This is a genomic window from Chitinophaga varians, assembly GCF_012641275.1.
GTDB lineage: Bacteria > Bacteroidota > Bacteroidia > Chitinophagales > Chitinophagaceae > Chitinophaga > Chitinophaga varians_A.
The window spans coordinates 224,447-249,156 of record NZ_JABAIA010000003.1; the positions used below are offsets into that span (position 1 = coordinate 224,447).

General features: G+C 48.3%; 18 protein-coding genes. 14 read left to right on the forward strand and 4 right to left on the reverse strand.

Features of this window, described 5'->3' with window-relative positions; translation table 11 throughout:
• Positions 1-221: 221 nt before the first annotated feature.
• The 5 genes from HGH92_RS24515 to HGH92_RS24535 all read left to right on the forward strand — a co-directional run bounded on the left by HGH92_RS24515 (position 222) and on the right by HGH92_RS24535 (position 7,890).
• Complete coding sequence (locus HGH92_RS24515) at positions 222-4,688, forward strand: DUF6443 domain-containing protein (protein ID WP_211092736.1); 4,467 nt, start codon at positions 222-224, stop codon at positions 4,686-4,688.
• Positions 4,651-5,460, forward strand: a complete 810-nt coding sequence (locus tag HGH92_RS24520) for a hypothetical protein (RefSeq protein ID WP_168873455.1) — start codon at positions 4,651-4,653, stop codon at positions 5,458-5,460. The genes HGH92_RS24515 and HGH92_RS24520 overlap by 38 nt, the downstream gene beginning before the upstream one ends.
• Entirely contained in the window at positions 5,457-6,437 is a 981-nt protein-coding gene (locus HGH92_RS34230; RefSeq protein ID WP_317166456.1) for a putative toxin, read from the forward strand. Before HGH92_RS24520 ends, HGH92_RS34230 begins: the two co-directional genes overlap by 4 nt.
• Positions 6,438-6,450: 13 nt before the next feature.
• Positions 6,451-7,059, forward strand: a complete 609-nt coding sequence (locus tag HGH92_RS24530) for a hypothetical protein (RefSeq protein ID WP_168873457.1) — start codon at positions 6,451-6,453, stop codon at positions 7,057-7,059.
• A 450-nt stretch (positions 7,060-7,509) separates the two neighbouring features.
• Entirely contained in the window at positions 7,510-7,890 is a 381-nt protein-coding gene (locus HGH92_RS24535; RefSeq protein WP_168873458.1) for a hypothetical protein, read from the forward strand.
• 59 nt (positions 7,891-7,949) lie between these two features.
• Here the strand turns inward: HGH92_RS24535 and HGH92_RS24540 are convergent, their stop codons facing one another.
• From HGH92_RS24540 to HGH92_RS24555, 4 genes are all read right to left on the reverse strand, one after another.
• Complete coding sequence (locus HGH92_RS24540) at positions 7,950-9,320, reverse strand: RagB/SusD family nutrient uptake outer membrane protein (RefSeq protein WP_168873459.1); 1,371 nt, start codon at positions 9,318-9,320, stop codon at positions 7,950-7,952.
• A gap of 9 nt (positions 9,321-9,329) precedes the next feature.
• Positions 9,330-12,569: a SusC/RagA family TonB-linked outer membrane protein gene (locus HGH92_RS24545; protein ID WP_168873460.1), complete on the reverse strand. Its 3,240-nt coding sequence runs from the start codon at positions 12,567-12,569 to the stop codon at positions 9,330-9,332.
• Between the two features lie 90 nt (positions 12,570-12,659).
• On the reverse strand, positions 12,660-13,682 hold the full coding sequence (locus tag HGH92_RS24550; RefSeq protein ID WP_168873461.1) for a FecR family protein: 1,023 nt from the start codon (positions 13,680-13,682) through the stop codon (positions 12,660-12,662).
• An 80-nt stretch (positions 13,683-13,762) separates the two neighbouring features.
• Positions 13,763-14,329 (reverse strand): RNA polymerase sigma factor, encoded by a 567-nt coding sequence (locus HGH92_RS24555; RefSeq protein WP_168873462.1) that lies wholly within the window; start codon positions 14,327-14,329, stop codon positions 13,763-13,765.
• 129 nt (positions 14,330-14,458) lie between these two features.
• Between HGH92_RS24555 and HGH92_RS24560 the strand changes: the two genes are divergently transcribed.
• From HGH92_RS24560 to HGH92_RS24600, 9 genes are all read left to right on the forward strand, one after another.
• On the forward strand, positions 14,459-15,112 hold the full coding sequence (locus HGH92_RS24560; protein ID WP_168873463.1) for a hypothetical protein: 654 nt from the start codon (positions 14,459-14,461) through the stop codon (positions 15,110-15,112).
• 202 nt (positions 15,113-15,314) lie between these two features.
• Positions 15,315-15,809, forward strand: coding sequence for a hypothetical protein (locus HGH92_RS24565; protein WP_168873464.1), 495 nt, complete (start codon positions 15,315-15,317; stop codon positions 15,807-15,809).
• Positions 15,810-15,814: 5 nt separating this feature from the next.
• Positions 15,815-16,354, forward strand: a complete 540-nt coding sequence (locus HGH92_RS24570) for a hypothetical protein (protein ID WP_168873465.1) — start codon at positions 15,815-15,817, stop codon at positions 16,352-16,354.
• A gap of 12 nt (positions 16,355-16,366) precedes the next feature.
• A complete protein-coding gene (locus HGH92_RS24575; RefSeq protein ID WP_168873466.1) occupies positions 16,367-16,870 on the forward strand; it encodes a hypothetical protein in 504 nt (167 codons plus the stop codon).
• A gap of 41 nt (positions 16,871-16,911) precedes the next feature.
• Positions 16,912-17,481: a hypothetical protein gene (locus tag HGH92_RS24580; RefSeq protein ID WP_168873467.1), complete on the forward strand. Its 570-nt coding sequence runs from the start codon at positions 16,912-16,914 to the stop codon at positions 17,479-17,481.
• A gap of 96 nt (positions 17,482-17,577) precedes the next feature.
• Entirely contained in the window at positions 17,578-19,278 is a 1,701-nt protein-coding gene (gene aspT, locus HGH92_RS24585) for an aspartate-alanine antiporter (protein ID WP_168873468.1), read from the forward strand.
• 36 nt (positions 19,279-19,314) lie between these two features.
• Complete coding sequence (gene aspD, locus HGH92_RS24590) at positions 19,315-20,961, forward strand: aspartate 4-decarboxylase (protein WP_168873469.1); 1,647 nt, start codon at positions 19,315-19,317, stop codon at positions 20,959-20,961.
• A gap of 28 nt (positions 20,962-20,989) precedes the next feature.
• Entirely contained in the window at positions 20,990-22,039 is a 1,050-nt protein-coding gene (locus tag HGH92_RS24595; protein ID WP_168873470.1) for a type II asparaginase, read from the forward strand.
• Between the two features lie 269 nt (positions 22,040-22,308).
• Entirely contained in the window at positions 22,309-24,687 is a 2,379-nt protein-coding gene (locus HGH92_RS24600) for an ABC transporter permease (protein ID WP_168873471.1), read from the forward strand.
• Positions 24,688-24,710 lie beyond the last annotated feature (23 nt).

Consider the following 24,710-nt stretch of genomic DNA (forward strand, 5'->3'; position numbering starts at 1 on the left):
ATGGCTACTTTTATTAAAAAAAGCCCTGGCGATGATCATCCTCGCCAGGGTTTTCCTGTTAAAATCTATTCTATGGTCTGTTAAACCGGAAAGTTGTCTAACTAAAAAGAATGGGATTCACCCATAAAAGCTATTAATATTTCAGATTCCCTAATTGGATAATATTTTATATTTTTAGCCTCTGAGATCCCGTTTTCAACTGTTGCCCAAGAATAATACCTATGAGAGAAAGAACTCAACGTAGCATCATCCAAATTTCTGCGTTTTTATTGTTTACAGCCATATTATCCGGTAGCCAGATAGTTTCAGGCCAGCAGCCTGGTGGCGGTGGATTGCCTGCAGCGACGCCTGTAAACATCCCCGGAGCCTATACGAATACATCGGTCAACTATATCCGGACCTGGGAGCCAGCCAAACCACTGACAGACCCCGCTGCAGTAATGGCCCAGACAAATCCGACAGCCGATGTAAGACAGGCTACGCAGTACTTTGACGGACTTGGGCGGCCTTTGCAGACGGTGGCCAAAGATATGGGTGGTAAAGGCGGAGACATGATAACTCCAGTGATATATGATGCCTTTGGGCGGGAACAGTTCAAGTATCTGCCCTACACGGGAGCCGCCACTGATGGTAAGTTCAAAACGACGGCCTTTGGTGACCAGGACCAGTTTTACCGGAACTCCGGTAAGTATACCGGAGAACGGATATTTTACAGCCAGACAGAATTTGAAGCCTCCCCGTTGAGCCGGGTGCTGAAAACTTACGCTCCGGGCAACAGCTGGGCGACCAAACCAGTAACGCTTCAATACCTCGTTAACACAGTCGCCGACTCTGTGCGTATCTGGAACATAGATGCCGCCGGAAACCCTGTCAGTCCGGGTGCGTATGCTGCCGGACAGTTATCTGTAACAGTGACAACAGATGAAGACGGTGGCCAGGTGGCGGAATATAAAGACAAATCCGGCCGGGTGGTACTTAAAAAAGTCCGGGCAGCCGGCAATGCCGGTACGGCCCATATGGGATGGCTGTGTACCTATTATATCTATGACGACCTGAATAACCTGCGTTTTGTGATCCCGCCGTTGGGCGTGGAGAAGATCATCGGTAGCTGGAATACAGCCGCTATCGCTGATGGCTTGTGTTTTCAATATAGCTACGATGGCAGAAACCGGATGATTACTAAAAAGGTCCCTGGTGCGGGTGTAGTAGAAATGGTGTATGACGTGCGTGACCGATTGGTATTTACCAGGGATGCCAACCAGCGAGCGTTGAACCAGTGGTTGGTGACCTTTTATGATGATCTGAACCGCCCGGTGGAGACAGCGCTTTACAACAGGGATATCTCCCGGGAGGCTTTACAGGCGCAGATGAATGGTGCAATTGCCAATACAGGCAACAGTAGCTATGTTTTCCCGGGGATAGCAGACCTGACGGTAGCTTATCATGACCGTAGCCTCTATGAAGCTACTAATTCGGTGACGCTGGAAAACGGTTTCGATACGGGTAATGGTGCAGATGCCGATATCAACATTAACCCTTCTATGAATAACGGTGGGGTGAACATGGTCGTCTCCAATCCGTTACCGGACATTTTTAGCAGTGGTACGCTGACACCATTGACTTTTACCTTTTACGATAAATACGACTACCAGGGAGCTAAACCATCCCTGAGCAGCGATTTTGGTAAACCGTCCGACTCCGGTAATCTGTACGTGGAGCCCGTAACCGTAGGCAATCTTACTAAAGGCCTGGTAACGGGCACGCGTATCCGCATACTGGGCACGGATACCTGGCTGACCACCACCAGCTATTATAACGACAAAGGGCGGGTAAGCCAGATACTATCGGATAATGCGACCGGAGGTACGGACGTGATCACCACCCGCTATGATTTTACCGGAAAAGTAGTCAGCACTTATCAGCGGCATACAAACACCCGGAGCGGTGTTACACCGCAAACCACAGTGCTCACCACTATGTTTTATGATGCGCAGGGAAGGGTGAAGGCCATCAATAAACAGTTGAACGATAATCCCGGCCTACTTCGCACGGTAGCCAGAAACAGCTATGATGCCATTGGCCAGCTGGAACTAAAAGAACTGGGCATTGCCGGTGGTGGTGTTCCGTTGGAAAAGCAGACCTTCGATTATAACCTTCGTGGCTGGTTGCGCAGCATCAGCAAGGAATACCTGCAAAGCGGCACGGGCGGCGCACACTTTGGCCAGGAGCTGAACTATGACTATGGCTTCACCAGCCAGGCGTTTAACGGCAATATCGCCGGCATCCGTTGGAAAGGCTGGAACGATACCACCCAACGGGCTTATGGGTTTACCTATGATCAGGTCAACCGTTTAAAAGGAGCGGCTTTCTCCCAGATCAGTGGCGGCAACTGGTTAAACAGTACGGTAGACTTTACAGTAGCAAACATCAGTTATGATGCCAATGGTAACCTGTTGAGCATGAATCAGCGAGGCCAGCTGAACAATGCGCCCGGTAACGTGGACCAGCTGAGCTATCGCTACAATGCCAATAGTAACCAGCTGCAGTCCGTATACGATGCGGTAAGGGCCAAAACGGGCCTCGGAGATTTTACCGACAGCCAGGCAGATGGTACTGATTACAGCTACGACGGCGCCGGTAACCTCGTTCACGATGAGAATAAGCAGATTGCCTCCATCAGCTATAATCATCTCAACCTGCCTGAATTGATAACGATTACGGGTAAGGGAAATATCCGTTTTGTATATGACGCTGCCGGTGCGAAGGTACGCAAGGTTGTTACCGATAACACCAGCGGAGTTGCTAAAGTCACCACGACAGACTATCTGGGCGGTTTCGTATACGAAAATGACAGCCTGCGTTTTGCCGGACATGAAGAGGGCAGGATACGGACTGTTTATCAGGCCGGTCAGGCGCCTGATTTTGTATACGACTATTTTGTAAAAGACCATTTAGGTAACACTCGGCTGGTGCTGAGAGAACAGACAAACCTGTCCATGTATGCAGCTACCATGGAGACGCCCAATGCGGCCAAAGAAAACCAGCTGTTCAGTAATATTGACAATACCCGGAGCAACAAACCGGTAGGCTATCCTGCAGATGAAAGTGCCGGAAAGAATGAATCTGTGGCCAAACTGACAGCTACCGGCAACGGTAAGAAGATAGGGCCTTCGCTGGTGTTAAGGGTCATGGCAGGGGATACGATCCAGTTGAGTAGCAAGGCATTTTACAAATCCAATGGCCCGGTTAACAAGTATAGCCCTGTTGTACCGGCGGAGAATATGGTAGCGGACCTCATCGCTGCCTTTGGAGGCTCCGCTGCTGCTGATGCTGTGCATGGTAGCGCAGCGCCTGTAAATAGTACGCCATTTAACGCTAATTTTTATAATAACGATTACCGTCAGCTGAAAGAAAAAAATCCGGATCAGCAACATTGTAAGCCCAAAGCTTATCTGAACTACGTTCTATTTGATGACCAGTTTAAAATGGTGGAAGAAAACAGTGGTGTGAAGCAGGTGAAGGCAGAGCCAGACCAGTTGCAGACGCTTTCACAAGATAAAATGGTGATGAAAAAGAGCGGATTTTTGTATGTTTATACCAGTAACGAAAGTGCGCAGGAAGTGTTCTTTGATAACTTAGTGGTTTCACAAGCCAGCGGGCCGGTTGTAGAAGAGACGCATTATTATCCGTTTGGTTTGACAATGAGTGGGATATCTTCAAATGCGTTGAAGGGAAGCAACTACGCTGAAAATCGCCTGAAATACAACGGGAAAGAGCTACAGAGTAAAGAGTTCGGAGATGGGGCAGGGTTGGAGTGGTATGACTATGGAGCGAGGATGTATGATGCACAGATAGGGAGGTGGCATGTAATAGACCCTCTAACAGAGCAAGCAAGAAGATGGAGTCCATATAGATATGGTCTGGATAATCCCATAAGATTTATTGACTTAGATGGAATGATAGAAGGTGACTATTATGGAAAAGATGGATCATATTTAGGAAATGATGGTATTAATGATGGTTTGGCATATGTCGCTGATGGGAAATCAGGAAACAGCTTTACAAATGCGAAGCAACTTACACTTTCGAACAGCGACTTGTTAGGCAGGGCTAATCTTGTTTATGGTGAAGGAGGTCCGGAAACTTACCTGGCAACTGCTCATACGATCCAGAATAAGGAAGATTTACTGCGGAATGTTAATAGCTTTCCCGGCGAATATAAGTTTATGGATGCTATGATGGCAGATGGAAATAAAGATATTAAGCCAGAACAGTATTTCTCGCCGTCTGCGAGCATTAATAATAACTCACTAGCAAGGGAATTCGGGCAAGATAGGAGCAATCCTGGAAGCTTTAATAAGAATGAGAAAGCGGCAGTAGCTGCGGTTATTAATGCTGATACAAGGGATCCATCAAATAAATCTCTGCTATCTGGGGGGTATCACCCTGCCGACCCAACTAAAGGGGCTGTAGAATGGAGATCAACTTCGACAAAAGGATTGCAATCATATCTTGATGCACGTAAAAGTGAAACATCAATGGGAGTGAAGAAGTTTTCTACGATAACTAGCTTTAATGCTGGTGCTGGAAGAACTTCTGTGTATCGAAAATTTTCCAGCGAGTATTTAAATAAAAAATATCCTACTAAATATGAGAAAAAATGGAGAGATGCACAAGGTGCATTATAGTATTATAGCCCTAGTGTTCTGTATCATAGTGTCATATTTTTATCCAACCAACTCTGTCATCGCGAACGGAAAAAGGGGGAATGATTCGTTATTTTTTTCTTATGGCACACTACAACGAAAATTATTGCCATTTAAAAAAGTGGTTCTGCCAAAGTTTATTACTAATACAAAAGTAATTAGGCCAGGTTCTAATACTCCCAATACATTGAGAATATCAAAAGAAAGTAAAACGCCACTAAAAATAACACTATATCAACATTCTCTGAATTGGTTTGACGAAAAAGGGATTGTGGAAAAAGACAGGATCCAACTTAAAGGAAAAACTTATCTTATTGATTCAATCTTTAGTAATCCGATTAATGAAAGACCACTAAGATTAGAAATGTCGGCTATTTATGAACTGAGCTATAACAGCAAAAAATTTATCTCAATGCAGTTCGAAAGACCTGATTTTAATGGTACTGGTTTACAGCCGTGGTATATTTTATTATGTGATATTACTGATTTGAGTCACATTAAGATTTATGGGTTGGTTACCTTGAATAACAATGATGAAAGCTACCAAGCGCCAATTTGTATTGGAGACTTTAATTTAGACGGGAATTTAGAATTCGCAAAATGGGAGAATTATCAAAATAATGAGGTGAAAACATATATTCTTAAGGATGGGCAATGCATTTTGCAGCCCTATTCCCTTAAGATATTTGAACTGGAAAAAGGAAATTTTTATATAGATATTCAACATTCTAAATGGTATTTCCCACTTAAATAGTTCCTGTACCGTCTCTAGAGGAGACGCATTATTATCCATTTGGGTTAACGATGGCGGGGATTAGTTCGAATGCGTTGAAGAGCGCGAATTACCCGGAGAACAGGAAGAAGTATAACGGGATTGAGTTTACGAGTGAGTTAGACCTGGATATATATGATGCTCAGTTTAGGAATCTTGATCCGCAGATAGGAAGGTGGAACCAGATAGACCCGAAAATAGATAATATGGAGGCATGGTCGCCGTATGCCTCTAATTATGATAACCCGATCAGGTTTCTTGACTTTTTAGGAGATGAGCCTTTAGGAGGCGGGACCCCTATTATGTGGACAGCTGGTCAAAAGCAAGCGGAATATGTAAAAGCAATTTTGCGACCTGTTGGAAATTTTGTTGTCGAACTTTTAGGGCGTACTGCTGTCGCGGCAGCAGGGATCTTGAATGCTGCTGGAGGAGGAAGGACATCCGCTGAATCCATCGGGTTGTCTGGGTCCCAGGCAGATCAATATAATGCTGCAACTACTGTTGGCTCCACCCTCCCTCTTCCAATGCCAGGAGGAGGTTTACCTGGTGAAAGCGCCGCATTAGCATTAGCAAATGGTGTCTCAGTAGGAGCTTCAGAGGGTTTAGCTATAAACATAAGTAATGTTGTTTTGGCAAAAGGAGGAGCCGCGCCCAATCGTACAGGGTCTCAAGGTGAAGCAGCGACTGGGTCAGATAAAGGAGGGCAAAAAGAGACATATGTAGACCCAATATCAGGAAAAGATAGAATTGCTGATAAATCTACAATCACTCAATTGCATGAAACAAAAAATGTAGGCTATCAGTACCTTAGTACGCAATTAAAAGATGCCATTCAGTATGCAAAAGATGGAGGCAGGAAATTTATGTTATGGTTAAGATCGGATACGAAAGTATCCAGGCAATTGCAGGAAGAGATTAAGAATGGGAATGTCAGAAGAAAGACAATTCCGGGAACATAGTAAATTATTGCATATGGGACAAATTCAAAAGGAATTATTAAAGGAACTTGAAGCAGCGGGGTTCAAATATCACGATGTCAATTATATTTTCAAGAAGAAAGAGCTTGAACCAGAAGAAGTAGCCATAATATTAAGATGGTTACCTGATATTTATAAGGAGCATATCGGGGCTGGAGATATATTGGTAAGGTCATTAATAAGTGCTAGAGAGCCCTTTGATCCAACAGTTATTATTAATTTATTTGAAAGCGATTTCATTAATAGTTCGATGAAGAGTGGTCCTGGGACCGTTTTGGTCTATGCCCCTACCTTCGATATATCAGAATGGCTTAGAGCTCAATTTTTAAATCATGGATATGCTTTTGAGCGGAATATGTTGCTTTTGGGGTTGCCGCTGAAAGGAGGGTTTAAAAGCGCAGAAGACTTGACAGCGTTTCTTAAGTTGATATTTGAAAAGTATCCTATGCCAATTTGGTTCAAGGTGTTTAGTAAATATGGTTCTATAGATGATATACCATTTTTGCAATCAAAGCAAGATCAAGTTGATAAAAAGATAGGTAAAGAGATTTCAAAATTAATTAGTGCTATTGAAAGAAGGAAGAAAAAGCCTAAGTTTCCATAACCCCTATGATTTAAAAGCATTCAGAGACAACGCCTCTGGATGCTTTATTTATTGTAAAACGTTTTTTATTTTTCTGTTAGCAATGAAAGAATCAAGGAACTCATATACGAGTTCTTTGTCTTTGGGAGAAAGTTTGTTTATATCCTGAATGCGGTTAAGTGTGGCTGTATTCAGCTCTGAGACTGATGGAAGATCAGCCCGCTTTGGATGCCCTTGTCAAGGAAGCCACTTTAGGTGGGCGAAAAGCACTAACCAGTTCAGAAACCAGTGTGGTTAGAGAATTGGTTGAAGAAGTTGCTTACCCTGGGTTTAAGGTGAGTCCAGCAGATCCATGGAGCGCTGTATTTTGGAACATCGAAAGATGCGACGCAATATTTATGGGGTAAAGATGAGACAACAGCAAAGCCGAAAGTGGCTGTTGTCAAATAGCAGGTGGACTAATCTAAATGTATGAAAATATTAATGTTTATACCACTGCTCAGTTTCCTCTTAAGCTGTAACCAGGAGGAACCTAAATTTGTGCGAAAACAGATTAACAATAAAGACATCACTATAAAATGGTATTACTATAGCTACATCTCCAACAATAGCCCCGATTTTGTAGTGGTGGAAAAAAATGGTCATAAGAAAGAGATTTTTAAAGCAACATGGACTATTCTGAATGTAAGCCTCGATAACCATAATGTTATTCTGAGGGTTCTTGGGCCATCTAAAAGTATGGTATTTACAAAACAGATAGATGAAGAAGTGTTTGGTTATAAAATTACCTTAGATACAACGGGCTCTTCTAACGAAATCAGGTTAATACCTGATGGTATTAAAGAAAGATGATGGAAATGCCTTAGTGATCCATTAACTATCACTAAGGCATTTCCTTTTAACCCCACGCTCTAATACCCCGGATTCTGCGCAAATCCCATAATATCCACCTCCTGCTGCGGTATCGGATACAACAACCGGAACGCCGGCAGATTCACCTTTTTATTCGCAAGCACTTCTGAAATGGCGCGATTAGTCCGTACCAGATCAAACCAGCGGTCGCATTCAAAAGGCAGCTCCAGCCGGCGCTGTTTATACACTTCCGCGCGGAAACTGGCCTGGTCCGGCAGGTCTGCGGCAGTAAGGGCAGCGAGACCGGCACGGGTACGCACATTGTTAAGATAGGTAAAGGCGTTGCCGTTGGTGGCGTATCCGAGTTCATTTAATACCTCTGCCTGTAACAGCAGGATGTCCGCAAAACGCAGCACCGGGAAGTCGTTGCCGGCGTTACCGTTGACCGGCTGATCGAGGAACTTGCGCGGCATGATATTGGCGTTACCGGTAGGTTTTACCGGGTCTACGAGCGGCTTGCGCAGGTCGTTGGCGTCGTAGGCTTTTGTCAGCGTGGTATCGACGGTGATCACCTGTGAATTGGCGTACCAGAAGCCGTGGTCCTGGTTAGCTACACCTTTGGCGTAACGGACAGCGAAGACGATTTCCGCATTGTATTTATTGCCGGTATTAAACACATCTGCTACGGCAGGCAGCAGGGAAAACACTTTGGAGTCAATGACATCCTGTAATACCGTTTGTGCGTTACCGTATTTTTTTTCGTAGAGATATACTTTTCCCAGCAGGCCTTTGGCGGCGCCGGCGGTAATGCGTCCCAGGTCATTGGCCGGATAGGTGGCCGGCAGATTGGCGGCGGCAAAAGTAAGATCGTCTTCTATCAACTTGTAAGCAGCGGCTACATCATCTCTTTTCTGGTTGACGGCACTGATAGGATCTACGACAGTGGTCAATACCGGTACGCCTCCCCAGAGCCGCACCAGGTTAAAGTAATCCAGGGCACGGATAAACCTCGCTTCTGCTTTGATACGGTTTTTCAACGTCTCGTCCATTTTGATACCGTCGATGTTGCCCAGCAAGGTGTTACAGCGAAAGATACCATTGTATACGCCAACCCAGGTGTTGTAGAAGTTGGTATTGCCGGGGTTGTCGGAATACCGGTTGATCTGGTAGTTCTGGCCGGCATTTGAGGATGGGTCCTGGTCGGTGAAGTTGTCGGCCCTGGCTTCCATTAACACCTGGAAGGTGTTGCCGTATTGACTGCTCAGTGCCAGCGACTCATAACAGCCGTTGACGGCGGTAATGGCGTCGTCCTGCGTTTTGAAGAACTTCCCGGGAGAGATGGCCGATGGCGGTGTCAGGTTCAGAAAGTCTTTGCCACAGGAGCTTAACAGAAAAAAAAGTGCCGGTAAATATAATAGTTGCTTTTTCATGATAGTTCGTTAAAAGGTGATGTTAAGGCCAAGAGAATATGTACGTGCAAGCGGGTAGGAGCCGTAGTCTTCTCCGGCGGTCAGGGCATTGTCGGTACGGTTGCTGATCTCCGGGTTGAACAGGGAGTACTTGGTGAAGGTGAACGGGTTCTGTACGGCGCCGTATATCCTCGCGGCAGAGAGATGTACCCTGCTCAGCAGGACAGCGGGAAAATTATATCCCAGCGCTATGTTCCGTACCCTCACGAAAGAACCGTCTTCCACATGCCAGGAAGAGGTGATGCCGTTGCCGCCGGTAGCGAGGCGGTTAGGCCTGTTGATATAGCCGTTGCCGATATTGTCCGGAGAGACATAATGGTCTTTTACGAAGCTGAGGTTGTTGAAATTGCCTTCTACGTTGGCGATGTAGCGCCGGAAGAGGTTCAGGATTTTATTACCCTGGCTGCCCTGTATGGAGAAGCTGAAGTCGAGCTGTTTGTAGCGCACGGTATTGCTGAAACCAAAAATGTACTTAGGCTGAAAGCTGCCGACAATGGTCCTGTCGTTGGCGTCTATTTTACCATCGTTATTGATGTCTTTGAATTTCAGATCGCCCACATAGGTTGGGTTGCTGGTTTTGGCGGAACCGTCCAGGTCGGCTTTGTCGCGGTAGATGCCATCGGTAACGTACAGATAGTAGGAACCGATCGTCTCTCCGATTTTAGTGATGAAGTAGGCGTTGCCGGTACCGCCGGTAGCGATGATAGGTGCACCGGAGGGGCCAAGGCGGGTGACTTTGTTTTTGTTGAAGGCGATGTTGGCATTGCCTTCCAGTGACCAGTCTTTACCCAGTTTTTTATTGTAGGATAGGGTGATCTCCACGCCGCGGTTGTTCAGCGCGCCGATATTCTGCAGATAGGTACTGAAACCGGAGATGCCTGGCACCGGCAGGTTCAGCAGCAGTTTGGTGGTATTGGAATTATAGTAGTCAACGGTCAGGTTCAGGGCGTCCTTGAAGAATCCTATTTCCACACCGGCATCGAAGCTGGCGGTGCTTTCCCAGGTGAGGTCCGGATTGGCGGGCGTTACTACTGAAACGCCGTTCACCAGTGTCTGATTGCCGAAGATATAATTGCTGTTGGTGGCGTTGGTGCCGTTGTAGTTGGCCAGCTGTGCCAGCGAGCCATAGTTGGGTATCTGGAAGTTGCCGGTAAGACCGTAGCTGCTCCTGATTTTCAGGGAACTGATGGCATTGATGTTTTTAAAAAACGGTTCGTTGGATACCTGCCATGCTGCGGAGATAGCAGGGAAAGACGCCCATTTTTTGTTGATGCCGAAGCGGGAAGAGCCATCCCTTCTCACTGAACCGGTAAGGAAGTATTTGTCACCGTAACTGTATTGTACCCTTGCCAGCCAGGAGTTCAGGCTCCACTGTTCCTGGGAAGAGGCGCCGGCGTTGATCTGGCCGGCATTGAGCGTAGTGACGATGTCTGTCGGGAAATTGATGGCGGTGAGGGTATTGTGTTCCTGGTTTTCTTTCTGGGCAGTAAAGCCGGCCAGCGCGTCTATTTTATGTTTTCCGAAGCTTTTCGCGTAAGACACGGTATGTTCAATCAGCCAGTTCGTGTATTGGTCGGTGTTAGAAAAGCCTGTCGCCACGGAAGGCAGCGTGCCTGACGGAATAGGCAGGGTAGACGGGCGGTAGTAATCCCGGCGGAAAGTATTGATGTCTGCGCCGGCGGAGATTTTGTATTTCAGGCCGCTGAGGATTTCGTATTCCATATAGGCATTGGCCATCAGGCGGAAATTTTTCATACGGTCTTTGATCAGGGAAGCTACGGCTACGGGGTTCAGCTGGTTGGTTTGTCCATATCCCCATACATTGACAGAATCGGCGAAGGTGCCGTCGGGGTTATGTACCGGGAAGATGGGCGCATATCCCAGCGCCAGGGCCACTACGCCGGAATTGGGCGCAAACCACGGACCTTCGGCGTTAACGAGGTGGTTGTCGGTAAAGGAGGGGTTCATGTTTACGCCAAAACGAAACCGTTTGCTGCCGCCGTCAATCCTGAACCTGCTGGAGTAACGTTTGTAGTTGTTGTTGATAACGATGCCGTCCTGGTTGAGATAGTTACCGGAGAAATAATAGGACAGGTTTTCGCTGCCGCCATAGATGCTCACGGTATGGCTCTGCATGGGCGCCTGCCGGAAGATCTCCTTCTGCCAGTCGGTGTTGGTGAGCCCTTTCTCGCCGGCGAGATAGGGAAGTACCTGTGGAGGCACCCAGGTAGACGGGTTTTTCGGGCGCACGCTGTTTGGGTCTGTGGGTTTGCCACCGGGCACTGCGTCCAGGTAGGCGTTATTGTGGCCGTCGTATACTAGTTTGGCATAGTCGTAGGCGTTTAGTACGTCCACATGTTTGTTGACGTTCTGAAGACCGTAGTTGACGTCATAATTGACGGTCAGTTTGCCGGCGGTGCCTTTTTTGGTGCGGATAAGCACCACGCCGGTAGAGCCTCTGGAGCCATAGATGGCTGCTGACGCAGCATCTTTCAGCACGTCAATGGAAGCAATGTCATTGATATTGATAGACGCCAGCGGGTTGGCGGGTTGCTGGTAGCTGTTAGGCCCGGGCGAGGCGTTGCGGGTGTCATTGGTAACGGGCATGCCGTCGATGACAAACAGCGGATTGTTACCTGCACTGATGGAGCCCACGCCGCGAACGCGGATAGACACGTTGCCTCCCGGAGCGCCGTTGGTCTGCATCACTTGTATGCCAGCCATTTTTCCGGCGAGGGCCTGGTCAAAGGAGGTGACCGGCTGCTGCATCAGATCGGCTGAGCGGACGGAAGCCACTGCGCCGGTCAGCTCTTTCCTGGTGCGGCTGCCGTAGCCTACTACTACCAGCTCGTTCAGCCCGTGACTGGATTCTTTCATCCGCACGAGCAGCAGGTTGCCGTCTCCTGCTTTAACGATGAAACCATCTACTCGGTTGTTTTCATAACCGATGAAGCTAAATGCGAAGTCATATTGCGTACCGGCTTTAAGGCCCTGCAACTGAAATACGCCACGTTCGTTGGTAGAGGCGTTGTAGGTTTCCTTACCGTTCCGTTGTCTAACGGTAATGGACACACCGATGAGCGGCTCGCCGTTTTCACTTACCACACTTCCTTTCACCAGTACGGGCTTGCCTGCTTCCTGTGCATAGGTGTGCACGGCACATAGCAGCAATAAAAGAATACGGGAGTACCTTCTTAAAAGTCTGATCATATGACAATGTATTTGTATGATTTTTTACAAATGAGAGGCCCTGCACATGCTGCAGCATGCGTCAGATAGATAAAGCGGCCTGTTTTTTTTTTATTTGCTGATAATGATGCTATCTCCTGTGGTCCTGAGCTCCAGCTGGTTCATGGCACATATGGCTGCCAGAATATTTTTCAGGGAGTCTTTCTTCAGTACCTTCCCGGTGAAATACAAGGCATTGACATCTTCCTGCCGGAAACTCACCGTTGTGTTAAAGTGTGTTGCCAGGGTGCGTATGGCCTGGTCCAGCGGTTCGTTGTTGAAGGAAAGCACGACGTTGTTGACTTCCGGAGCTATGCTGCCAGGTGCTTTTCCGCTACTGCCGGACTTTTTGATGTCAAATGACCGGGTGATGGTGTTGATGGCATACTCTTCTCCTGGTAACAGGCAAACATCCTCGTTATTGTCTGTTGTATGTATTTGTACTTTCCCGGCTGATAATTTTACCGCCACCTTGTTGGCAGTCTGCGTGTTGACGGTAAAAGTGGTGCCGAGGGCAGTGACAGTGATGCCGGCAGCTTCCACGATAAATGGCCTTTTCGTATCTGCGTGCACGATAAAGTCTGCTTTCCCCTGTAAGGTAAGCCTGCGCAAGGTTTGTACGGTATCTTTCCAGCTCAGCGTGCTGTTGGGCGACAAGTGTATGACAGATCCGTCGGCCAGTGCCAGCGTTTTTATATCGTTGCCATTATTGTGTATTTGATGGCTGGTCATAGATGCCGTCGCTGCTTTTCTCCCGGAAGTGTTCAACTGGTATTTCAGATACACAGCGCCCACCACGATCAATACCGAGGCTGCAACAGACAGGGGAAGCAATATCGCTCTCAGTGGCCGTTTCCGTGCCGGCGTAGCCGCTTCTGCTGCTATGGCGGTATGTAGCCGGTCCAACATGGCGGCGGTTTTTTCCGGAGGCAGCACCTGTTGCCGGTCAGCAATGCTTTGCAGATAGGCATTCAGCATGGCTGCTTTCACTGGTTCGTCTGCGCCTTGCTGTATCCAGGCTTCCAGTTGAGCGATGTCTGCGGCGCTAGCCTGCCCTTTTTTGAATTTCTCTAATAGTAAGTAGAACTGTTCCATGTGTTCATCTATAAAAACTCAACAAAAGGGAAAGAGGGGGGAGGGGAGTATGTTACCAAATTATTAACTAACGGGCATTACTAATGGAGATAGGTGCCCAGCAGGATCAAACCCGCTACAGGTAAGGATGCCTGTTGTGTAGCGATATACGTTTTAATAAAAGAGGAAGATGCTTTCAGGTATTCCTTGGCCGTATGGTGGGAGATGCCAAGGATGGAAGCCGCTTCCTGGAGCGACTTGCCTTCCAGGCGGCAAAGGCGGAAGATCATTTTTTTCCTGGGCGACAGTTGTTCGATGGCATCGCTGATCAGGTGGAGCTGCATCTCCTTCATGGCCGCAAAGTTGTCGTCGTCTGTTGATACCGCTTGTTCGGGATGGGTAGCCAGTATGGTCTTTTCTTTAGCGGCGTTTTTCAGGTATTGGATGGATTTGTTATAGCTTACGACAAACAGCCAGCGTGCCACATCGTTGGTCAGTTCCAGCTTGCGGCGGTTGTTCCACAGCGCCAGGAATACCTCCTGCAGGATATCTTCGGCCACTTCCTGCTGGGGTACCAGCTTACAGATATTCAGGAACACAGCCTGGTGGTACTGGCTGTAGATACTGTCGAATGCCGCAAGTTCAGCTTTGTTAAGTAGCATAGTCATATCGGGTGCACTGTTTCTGACCATCAAAAATAGGGTCGGACAAGACAAATTAAAATACGGGGAAGGTTATATTATGATTATCATTGGGCTGGTTGGCGGGGTAAAAAAAGAATCTTATTTTTGCGCACCATGTTTTACAGAAAAATCTATCTACCGCTATTGGCCTGTACGATGGCCGCATGCAGCAAATCAGACAAAGAGACGTCAAAAGATGCCGATCCTGCTGACCTGAACAGTATCTCCGTTTCCATAGAAGGGGAGTTTAACCAGAAAATTGAAGCCCGGGGCAGAGACGTGGAAGTGGCCCTGCTGAAGTTTACCAAAACTTCCCTCGAAGGGTTTGGTGTGGGTGGTTTTATACCTGATGGCAATGGTAGTATGAAAACGGAAGCTACCACCGGCCTGATGAAGCTGCAGCTGCAAGCCGGCGCTGAACAGACCGGAACAGCTACGGGTTCAGTGACGGTTAAGAGCGGCAACAACCAAACCCAATACGCCGGCCAGTCTTATTTCCTCTATTATGACACTGACGTCAATGCAGCCAACAGCAAGGTTTACCTGACTTTAACAGAAGTAAAGGATACCGCTAACCTGTTGAAGCTAAGAGGACAGTTTAGATATAACGCAGCGTACGGCCCTGATAAGCAGTCAGACGACTGTATAAAGGAAGCGCTGGCCAACAGCGGCCGATTACCGATGTACAACGCAGACCTCTGCGGTGCTAAGAAGGTAAAGGTGTCAGGCACTTTCACTATCTATCTCGACAAGGTGATGCAGCAATAACCCGCTGTTTCTACATGAATAATTCATAAGCAGGCGTTATCCTCCGGTCAACCCCGGTGCATGACGCCTGTTTGTGTTTCCTTGCTGCAAATGGCCCAAAAGAACCCCGGAATGAAAGTGCTTTCACGGCAAAATTATCTCAGTACAATGTAGTAACTTCCTGCCAGAGTACTTTGCCTTTTCACCTCGAATATTGTAGCATATGTTTAAACAGCCCCCTGTTACCCTGTTTCTTTTCTTTGTTTTTGTCATGATGCCATTTGCAGGAAGAGCTCAGCTCGACAGCGCTGCGTACAAAATATTTGTGCGGGATATAAGTCGCGCTCCACGTATGTCTCTTGGTTACCTGGAATATGGACAGCCGTTTGAACTGACGATGGTGTATACTTTTTCAAACGGGAAGAAGACGGTACGTTATTTTCCGGATGAGGTACTCAACAGCGTTTCCCGCGATTTGAGTGAATGTGAACGGGTACTTAAAAGAACAAAATGGCAGGATATATATCCGGCGCTAAAAACAGCAGACAATTTCAGTATCGTGATACCGATGGTCTTCCGGTTTCTCAATGGTCCTGGTATGACAAAGGAGGAAGAGCAAGCGGTTATCGGAAAGCTTTTTGATTTCACGGACAAGGTAGACCCTCCCTATCAGATATCAGACATAGTATTTGTAAACTTTTTTAAACAAATCAGATAGGCCCCATGTTTCAGCCTACTACGTTATGGAATATGCTTAAGCAGCCCTGGTGCTTTCTCCTGCTTTTTGTGATGATGCCCTTTGCCGGAAAAGCGCAAACTGATAGTGCGGCATACATTGAATTTCAAAAGGCTATTCGCCAGGCGCCACGTTTTTCAACGACATTTCAGCAGAATGGTCGGCCGTTCGAACTCGCCCTGGTGTGTGAGGTGTCCCATGGCGAGAAAACGGTCCGCTATATCCCTGGAGAGGTCCCCGACAGTATTTATGAATATTTCTCGCCGCCTGTGCGGGTATTGATGCAGACGGATTGGGCAAAAATATTTCCCTCCCTTAGTGTGAAGGGGGATTTCAGTGTTGTGGTACCTTTTGTTGTCCGGTTTGAGAATGATCCGCCGGTAACCGTTAAACAGGAGATGGCGATACTCCAAAGGCTTTTCGGTTATATGACATCGCTTGCGCTGCCTTACAGGGTTTGTGATCCGGTGTTTGTGAATTTCCGTAGAAAGGAACATCACAAAACAGACGAGGTTACCCGGCTTTAAATATTGCAGCATATGTACAAACTTACTACCCTGCTATCACTGTTATTACTGGTCATGCTTCCATTTGCAGGGGAAGCACAGGAAGACAGCCTTTATAAACCATTAATGGTTAAGATCTCAAAGAATGTACGTGTTCCCCGTTCAATCCGACGAGCGGCTAAAGCCACTCAATTGACGATTGTGTATACAGTCGCTGATGGAAAGAAGTCTGTACGTTATTTCCCCGAAAAAGAATCAGATAGTCTTCGTAGTGGCTTTCAGGCATGCGAACAAATACTGATGGAAGCAGATTGGGCAAAGATAGCCCCCAAACTCTATGCTAAGAGGAACTTTAGCATCGTGTTGCCTGTTGCCATATACTTTAGGGATGGCAGTAATTCATCAAATGAATCAGTGATAGAGGAAGACGCCCTCGGCCGTCTCTTCGATTTTTGCACAAAAGTAGCGCCACCATATCAGGTATTAAGCCCGCTTATCATGTTTGGATTTAAATATCCATCACATGAGAGTTGGTAAAACAAGAAGATGTTTCCGCTGTTTTTTCTAATCTTTGAGGAATGGAACGTCTCCTATACCATTTGAAACATTTTGAGCTTAACTTTTGGCTGTGCCCCATTATGGGTATAACGATGATTGTCGTGGTACTGTGGCAACATTTTTTTCCATTCAGATTCAGACGGGATACATCAATTGATATTCCTCCTGCGCCATTGCCCGCATTTACGGAACCTGTCCGTTCGTTAATACAACCTGTAGACCAGTACTTGTTTTTAGCGCAATTGAAGCTGGTGGTCACATCAACGGAGCTGTTAATGAAAGATGTGCCGGATGATCAATGGGACTATGCTGCTGTGTTTAGAAGAAGTTCGAACTTTGATCACCCGCCTGCTTTCATGGCGGAAGGAGGCTTTGTGAATTTGGACCTCGATGTTTTTTATGAGCCGCATGATATCGGCCTGGCGCTGGCTGTGGTGGCAAAAGGCAGGAAGGATGTTCGGCCGGCTTCATGGCAGGACATCCTGCTAAAAGGGAAGATTGTGGCGCACGAGATCTGTGCATCGCTTATCGATGGTGGGTGCGAGGCCGTTAGTAATGTGGCGGAACTGTTGCCTGACTATCAGCACTAACTACTATCTTATTCATTTCGTGGTCATTGAACAAAAACAAAGCAGCCCTTGTTTAAGTGCTGTAACAGCGTTATTCCCGAACGAAAATGACCATTTATGCAGTGGATTACTCATGTATTGCAGCAATACCCTGAACTGGCTATCTTTCTCACTATCGCACTGGGCTTTGCTATTGGCCCTCTTAAAATTAAAACATTCAGTCTGGGTACTGTTACGGCCGTATTGCTGGTGGGCGTGCTGGTAGGTCAACTGAAGATCGATATTTCATCTACGGTGAAGTCCGTGTTTTTCCTGATGTTTTTGTTTGCGGTGGGTTATAGTGTGGGGCCGCAGTTTTTCCGGGGACTGAAAAAAACAGGGCTGCCACAAATGGGGTTCGCGGTGCTGATGTTATTGACATGCCTCATTTTTCCCTGGCTCTGCGCGCGTTTCATGGGATATAATATGGGACAGGCGGCAGGGCTGCTGGCCGGTTCACAGACTATCTCCGCCGTGATCGGCGTAGCAGGGGACACCATCAACGGACTACCGTTGACGGCTGCACAGAAAGCGGATTACAACAATGCCATACCTGTTTGTTACGCGGTGACCTATATCTTCGGGACAGCCGGTTCTGCGTGGGTGCTGGCCAGCCTGGCGCCTGCCATGCTGGGTGGGCTGGACAAAGTCCGGAAAGCCTGCAAGGAGCTGGAAGCCTCCATGGGGGCCGGTGATGAGAGCTCCCTGCCTGGCATGATCCCCGCCGACAGGGTAGTAGCTTTCCGTGCTTATACAGTTACCGCCGACTGGTTTGGCGACGGGAAAACAGTACAGCAGCTGGAAGCCCATCTGGCTGAAGAACATGTCCGTTTGTTCGTGGAACGGCTCCGGCAACAAAATAAGCTGGTTGATGCCGCTCCCGGCGTGGTCATCCATAAAGGCGATAAGATTGTTTTAAGTGGCCGCCGTGAAGACCTGATGGGAGAAAGAGGCCTGATAGGGCCGGAGATACAGGACGCTGAACTGCTGCACTTCCCGGCGGAAGCCTTACAGGTACTGGTGGCAAAGAAAAATATTGCCGGTATGAAAGTCAGTGAGCTGAGGGCGCAACCTTATATGCATGGCATCTTTATCCGCAGTATCAAAGCGGCTGATATCGAAGTGCCCGTCATGTCTGATACCGTACTGGAAAGAGGAGACGTACTGGAGCTGGTGGGACTTAAAAAAGAGGTAGATAAAGCCGTCCAGCAGATCGGCTACGCCGACAGGCCTACGGAGAAAACAGATATGACCTTCGTAGGGCTGGGTATTGTTATTGGCGGGTTGATAGGAGTGCTGACCGTCCGTATTGGAGGCGTGCCTATCAGTCTGAGCACCAGCGGTGGCGCCCTGATCATAGGCCTGGTGTTCGGCTGGCTCCGCTCGCAGCATCCTACTTTTGGCCGCATTCCTGCACCTGCGTTATGGGTGATGAACAATGTGGGACTGAATATGTTTATAGCTGTAGTTGGCATCACCGCCGGCCCCGGTTTTGTGGATGGCTTCAAACAGGTGGGCGTCAGCCTTTTCCTGGTGGGCGCTGTCGCTACTACCTTACCATTGCTGGCAGGAGTGTTGATGGGCAAGTATATTTTTAAATTCCACCCCGCATTGATATTGGGCTGCACTGCCGGCGCGCGCACCACCACCGCCGCGCTGGGGGCCATTCAGGATGCGGTGGACAGTAAAACGCCAGCCCTTGGTTATACTGTCACTTATGCGGTGGGCAATACCCTCCTGATCATCTGGGGTGTTGTGATAGTCATGTTGATGCGATGAAACCCATATTAGCTATCTCCCAAAAATATTTACCGTATGGCCCTGACAAAAATTAAAACCAGCAGAAAGCGGGAACACTTGTTGGAAAGCCTGAGTCCTTTCCAGCTAAAAGACAATCTCATTAGTCTTGCACAGGACGAAAGCCGCAAAGCCGCCACCGTGATGCTGAACGCCGGCAGAGGTAACCCCAACTGGGTAGCCACTACGCCGCGCGAAGCCTTCTTTACACTCGGCCTTTTTGGCATCGAGGAATGCAGAAGGGTGATGGACAACGCAGAGGGACTGGCCGGTATCCCCGATAAAAAAGGCATCGCCAAAAGATTTGAAAAATTTCTGTCGATCAATAAGACGGCGCCTGGAATAGACCTGCTGCAGAAGGCCTATAAATATGGCCTCAAGCAACATGGCTACGATGCAGACGCCTGGGTGCATGAACTGGCTGAAAGTGTGATCGGTGATCAATACCCGGAGCCGGACAGGATGCTGTCGCACATGGAGCCTATCGTGCACGACTATATTATTCAGGAGATGTGCAACAACGAACCGCCTGCAGGCAAATATGACCTCTTTGCGGTGGAAGGCGGCACAGCTGCCATGTGCTACATCTTTGATTCGCTGATGCAGAACTTCCTGATCAAAAAAGGGGACAAGATAGCCCTGATGGTGCCGGTGTTTACGCCCTACATCGAAATACCGGAACTGGAACGCTACAGTTTTGATGTGGTGGAAATCAAGTCCAACACCATGAACAAAGACGGGCGTCATACCTGGCAGTACCCCGACAGTGAACTGGAGAAGTTGAAAGACCCCTCCATTCGTATATTGTTTGCCGTGAATCCCAGCAACCCGCCTTCTTCGGCCATCCATCCGGATTCACTGAAGAAGATCATTAAGATCGTAAAGAAAGACAATCCCGGTTTGATGGTGGTGACAGACGATGTGTACGGTACTTTTGTGCCCGGCTTCAAATCCCTGATGGCGGCCATTCCCTACAATACGATCGGGGTGTATTCCTTCTCCAAATATTTCGGTTGTACCGGATGGCGTTTAGGCGTGATCGCTATACACCAGAAAAATATGTTCGATGACAATATCCGGCGGCTTCCGGCGCCGGCCACGAAGGCGCTCAACAAACGTTACGGCAGCATTACGCTGGACCCGCAGCGGCTGAAGTTCATTGACCGTATGGTGGCCGACAGCCGCCAGGTGGCCCTGAACCATACAGCGGGCCTGTCATTGCCGCAGCAGACACAGATGATGCTGTTTGCCGCCTTTGCCCTGCTGGACACTAAGAACAAATATAAAACACTCACACAGGTGCTGGTGCAGAAACGCCTGAAACTCTTGTGGGACGAGCTGGAGATACCATTGGTGAAAGACCCGCTGAATGCAGGTTACTATTCTGAAATAGATATACAGGTGTGGGCGGAAAAAGTATATGGTGATAAATTCTTTAGATGGTTACAACAACATTTTGAACCGGTGGACATCCTGTTCCGGCTGGCGGAAAAGACCGGCGTGGTATTGCTGAATGGCGGCGGGTTCGATGGCCCTGAGTGGTCGGTGCGTGTATCGCTGGCCAATCTGCCTACCGCGTCTTACTCCGTTATTGGTAAACGTATCACTGAAATTATGCGGGAATACGCCAGCGTATGGAAAAGTAACGGAACTTTGAAAAAATAATCTTCCCCCAACATTAAAAAGCGGTTGTATGAAAAAACTGTTATGTGTTATCTGTTCGCTGATGATTTGTTTCGCGGTCTTCGCGCAAAAACTTCCCCGTGTCAAAATCCTGGCAACCGGCGGTACCATTGCCGGGAAAGGCGCGTCAGCAGACCGCGCGGCCTACAAAGCAGGTTCACTGCCTATCAAAGACCTGATAGATGCAGTACCGGGCATTGACAAGGTGGCGGAAATTACAGGTGAACAGATTTCCAATGTGGGCAGCCAGGACATGACGGTAGATATCTGGATTAAGCTCAACAAACGGATCAATGAAATCTTTAAAAACAATGAAGCCGATGGTGTGGTGATCACACATGGTACCGATACGCAGGAGGAAACAGCATATTTCCTCAGTCTCACCTGCCGCTACGATCATCCTGTGGTGCTGACGGGCTCTATGCGCCCGGCGACGGCCATCAGTGCTGATGGTCCCAAAAACCTCTATGACGCGGTGACTGTCGCCGCCAGCCCCAATTCCCAGGGCCGTGGCGTGATGGTGGTTTTCAGTGAAAATATTTTTGACGGTCGTGGCGTGGAGAAGGTCAGCACCACCCATGTGGACGCGTTCAAATCGCCGAACGCCGGTCCGCTAGGACAGGTATACGATGGCAAGGTGGTGTTCTATATGCATGATTTGCGCAAGGCCAATAAAAACACGCCTTTTGATATTACCGGTTTGAATAAACTGCCCAATGTGGCCGTGGCAGAACTCTATGCCGACGCGCCTTCTACCGCTATCGATGCTTATGTGGCTTCCGGCGTGGATGGCATCGTTGTCTCCGGGCTGGGCAATGGTAATCTCAATAAGGCCAATATGGAAGCGGTGACACGCGCAGTGGCCAAGGGCGTGGCGGTGTGCCGCGGTTCCCGCGTGGTGTCTGGCCGTGTAACGCTGTACGACGAAACAGACGACGCCAAACTGGGCACCTTTGTGGCCGATGACCTCAGCTCACAGAAAGCCCGCATCCTGCTGATGCTGGGCCTTACGCAGACAAAAGACAAGAAAACCCTGCAACAGTATTTCTTTACGTATTGATACATCCCCCCAAAGAAGAGAGCCATAAACACGAGGCTGGCCAGGAGGGCCGGCCTCTTTTTTTGTGCGGCATCTTACGGAAAACGAGGATGGTATTACTCCCTGTTTCCCTGTAACGCTGGCCTGGTATGATCATCGGCGAATTAAAACGATGCTGCATAAGCGAACATCCCCTGTATCAAAACCGAACATATTTTATTTATATAAATATAAAAAATATTGATTTAAAGACATCATCAGTTTGGCATTTTTATTAGATTGTCACCGACATGATCAAGAACTACTTCCTGGTTGCCTGGCGCAACCTCCTCAACAACAAGGGCTATAGTGCCATTAACATTTTCGGGCTGGCGGCCGGTATGGCCGTTGCAATGGTGATTGCGTTGTGGGTGGTGCATGAATATTCGTACGACCGGTTTATGCCGGACCATGAGCGTTTATACAGGGTGCAGCGCAACTTCGACAGTAACGGGGACACGCTCACTTTCACAACAGTTTCACTGAAGCTGGCGGACGTACTGCGGAATGAGATCCCGGAAATGGAGTATGTATGCGAGACCGACTGGTTGGGCAATCACGCGCTGAAAGCGGGTGAGCGCAAAGTAGTACTGAACGGAGGCGGGGTACAGGACGACTTTCTGAAGGCTTTTCAGTTCCGTCTCTTACAGGGCGATGCCGCTTCTGTGTTTAAAAACCCTTTTTCTATCGTGTTGACTGAATCCACTGCCAGGGCCTTGTTTGGCAACGAAAACCCGATGGGTAAGCTGGTACGCATAGATAATCGGCACGACCTGGCGGTAACCGGCATTCTGAAAGATCTGCCGGCTACTTCTTCTTTTCGTTTTAAATACCTCTATCCTTTTAGTTTCCTGGACAAGACCAACAACTTTGTGATGGGCAACCGTAAATCCGGTACTTTCAGTGGCAATGCTTTTCAGCTATTCGTGAAGGTCAGACCGAAGGTTAACCTGGCGCAGCTCGCATCGAAAATCGCGTTTCTGGAGAAAAGGGAGAAAGGAAATACCAATGCGGAGAGATCCATAGTGATTTTGCAACGGATGGACCGTTGGCATCTCTTCGGTAATTATGAGAATGGCAAGGAATCCGGCGGTTTTATCGACTATATCCGGATTTTCAGCAGCATCGGCATATTGGTGTTGCTGATAGCCTGTATCAACTTCGTGAACCTCACCACTGCAAGGTCCGAGAAACGTGCGCGGGAAGTAGGTATCCGTAAGGCCATTGGTTCCAGGCGCCTGCACCTGGTGGTGCAGTTTCTGGCAGAATCATTGACCCTGACTTTTATAGCCCTGTTGTGCAGCCTGGTGATGGTGGCAGTGGCGTTGCCTTTCTTTAATAAGATGACCGGCGCGGAAATTCATATACCCTTTACCGATATCCGTTTCTGGGTGATTACAATGGTGTGCGTGACAGTGACCGGTATTGCGGCGGGCCTGAAACCGGCATTTTACCTGTCTTCTTTCAACCCGGTCAAAACGCTGAAAGGTACCATGAAGATAGGCGCCTCCGCTACATGGTCCCGCAGGGCGCTGGTGGTAGTGCAATTCACCTGTTCAGTGGTATTGGTGATCAGCACCCTGGTCATCTATCGTCAGATGAAATATGCTAAAGACAGGCCTACAGGGTTTGAAACAAACCGCCTGATGTCTTCCCAGCTAACGCAGGACATGGAGAAAACCAATGATGCTTTAAAACAGGACCTGCTGCAGAGCGGACTGGTGAGCCATGTGAGCACCGCTTCCTGTCCGCCGGCAGACATCAACTGGCACAGTGATCTCGATGATTTTCCCGGTAAGTTGCCCGGAGAAACATTGGAGATGGGAATGGTGCAGGCCGGCGACGATTATATCAATACCATGGGCATGAAGTTGCTGAGTGGCCGGGATTTCAGGCCAGGATTGTCTGACACGCTCAATGTGATCCTGAATGAAGCGGCGGTAAAGCGGTTGCGGTTGAAAGATCCGCTGACAAGTGAAATTAAGTGGAACGATAGGCGGTTAAGAATAATAGGCGTGGTGCAGAATGCTTTGATGTCGAATCCTTTCCAGCGGGCCGAGCCCATGTTATTTATGAAGACTGATGACAAAAATGGCTATTTGTTGTACCAGCTGGCGTCCGGCGTGGCGCCACATCGCGCGGTGGAGCAGCTGGAGGCCATCTTTACCCGGCATAACCCTGCATTCCCCTATGTATATGAATTTGCGGACGATGCTTATAACAGCAAGTTTCACCAGGAGATGCTTACCGGCAGGTTATCTGGTATCTTCGCCATGCTGGCCATCATGATATCCTGTCTGGGCCTGCTGGGATTGGCCGCTTATATGGCAGAGCAGCGTACAAAGGAAATTGGCGTGCGCAAAGTGTTGGGCGCGTCAGTCGCGCAGGTGTGGTTCCTGTTGTCCAAAGACTTCATCGTCCTGGTATTGTTAAGTTGCCTGATCGCTTCACCCATCGCTTTATATTCGCTGGAGCGCTGGTTGTCGCAGTACGACTACCGTATCACGCTGGGACCGGCCGTGTTCCTGTACGCCGCAGTAGCGGCGCTGGCTGTCACGCTGGCGACCATCAGTTTTCAGTCCATTAAAGCAGCTATGGCCAACCCGGTGAAGAGCCTCCGTTCCGAATAGGCAGGCTTTGCGTATATTTATGC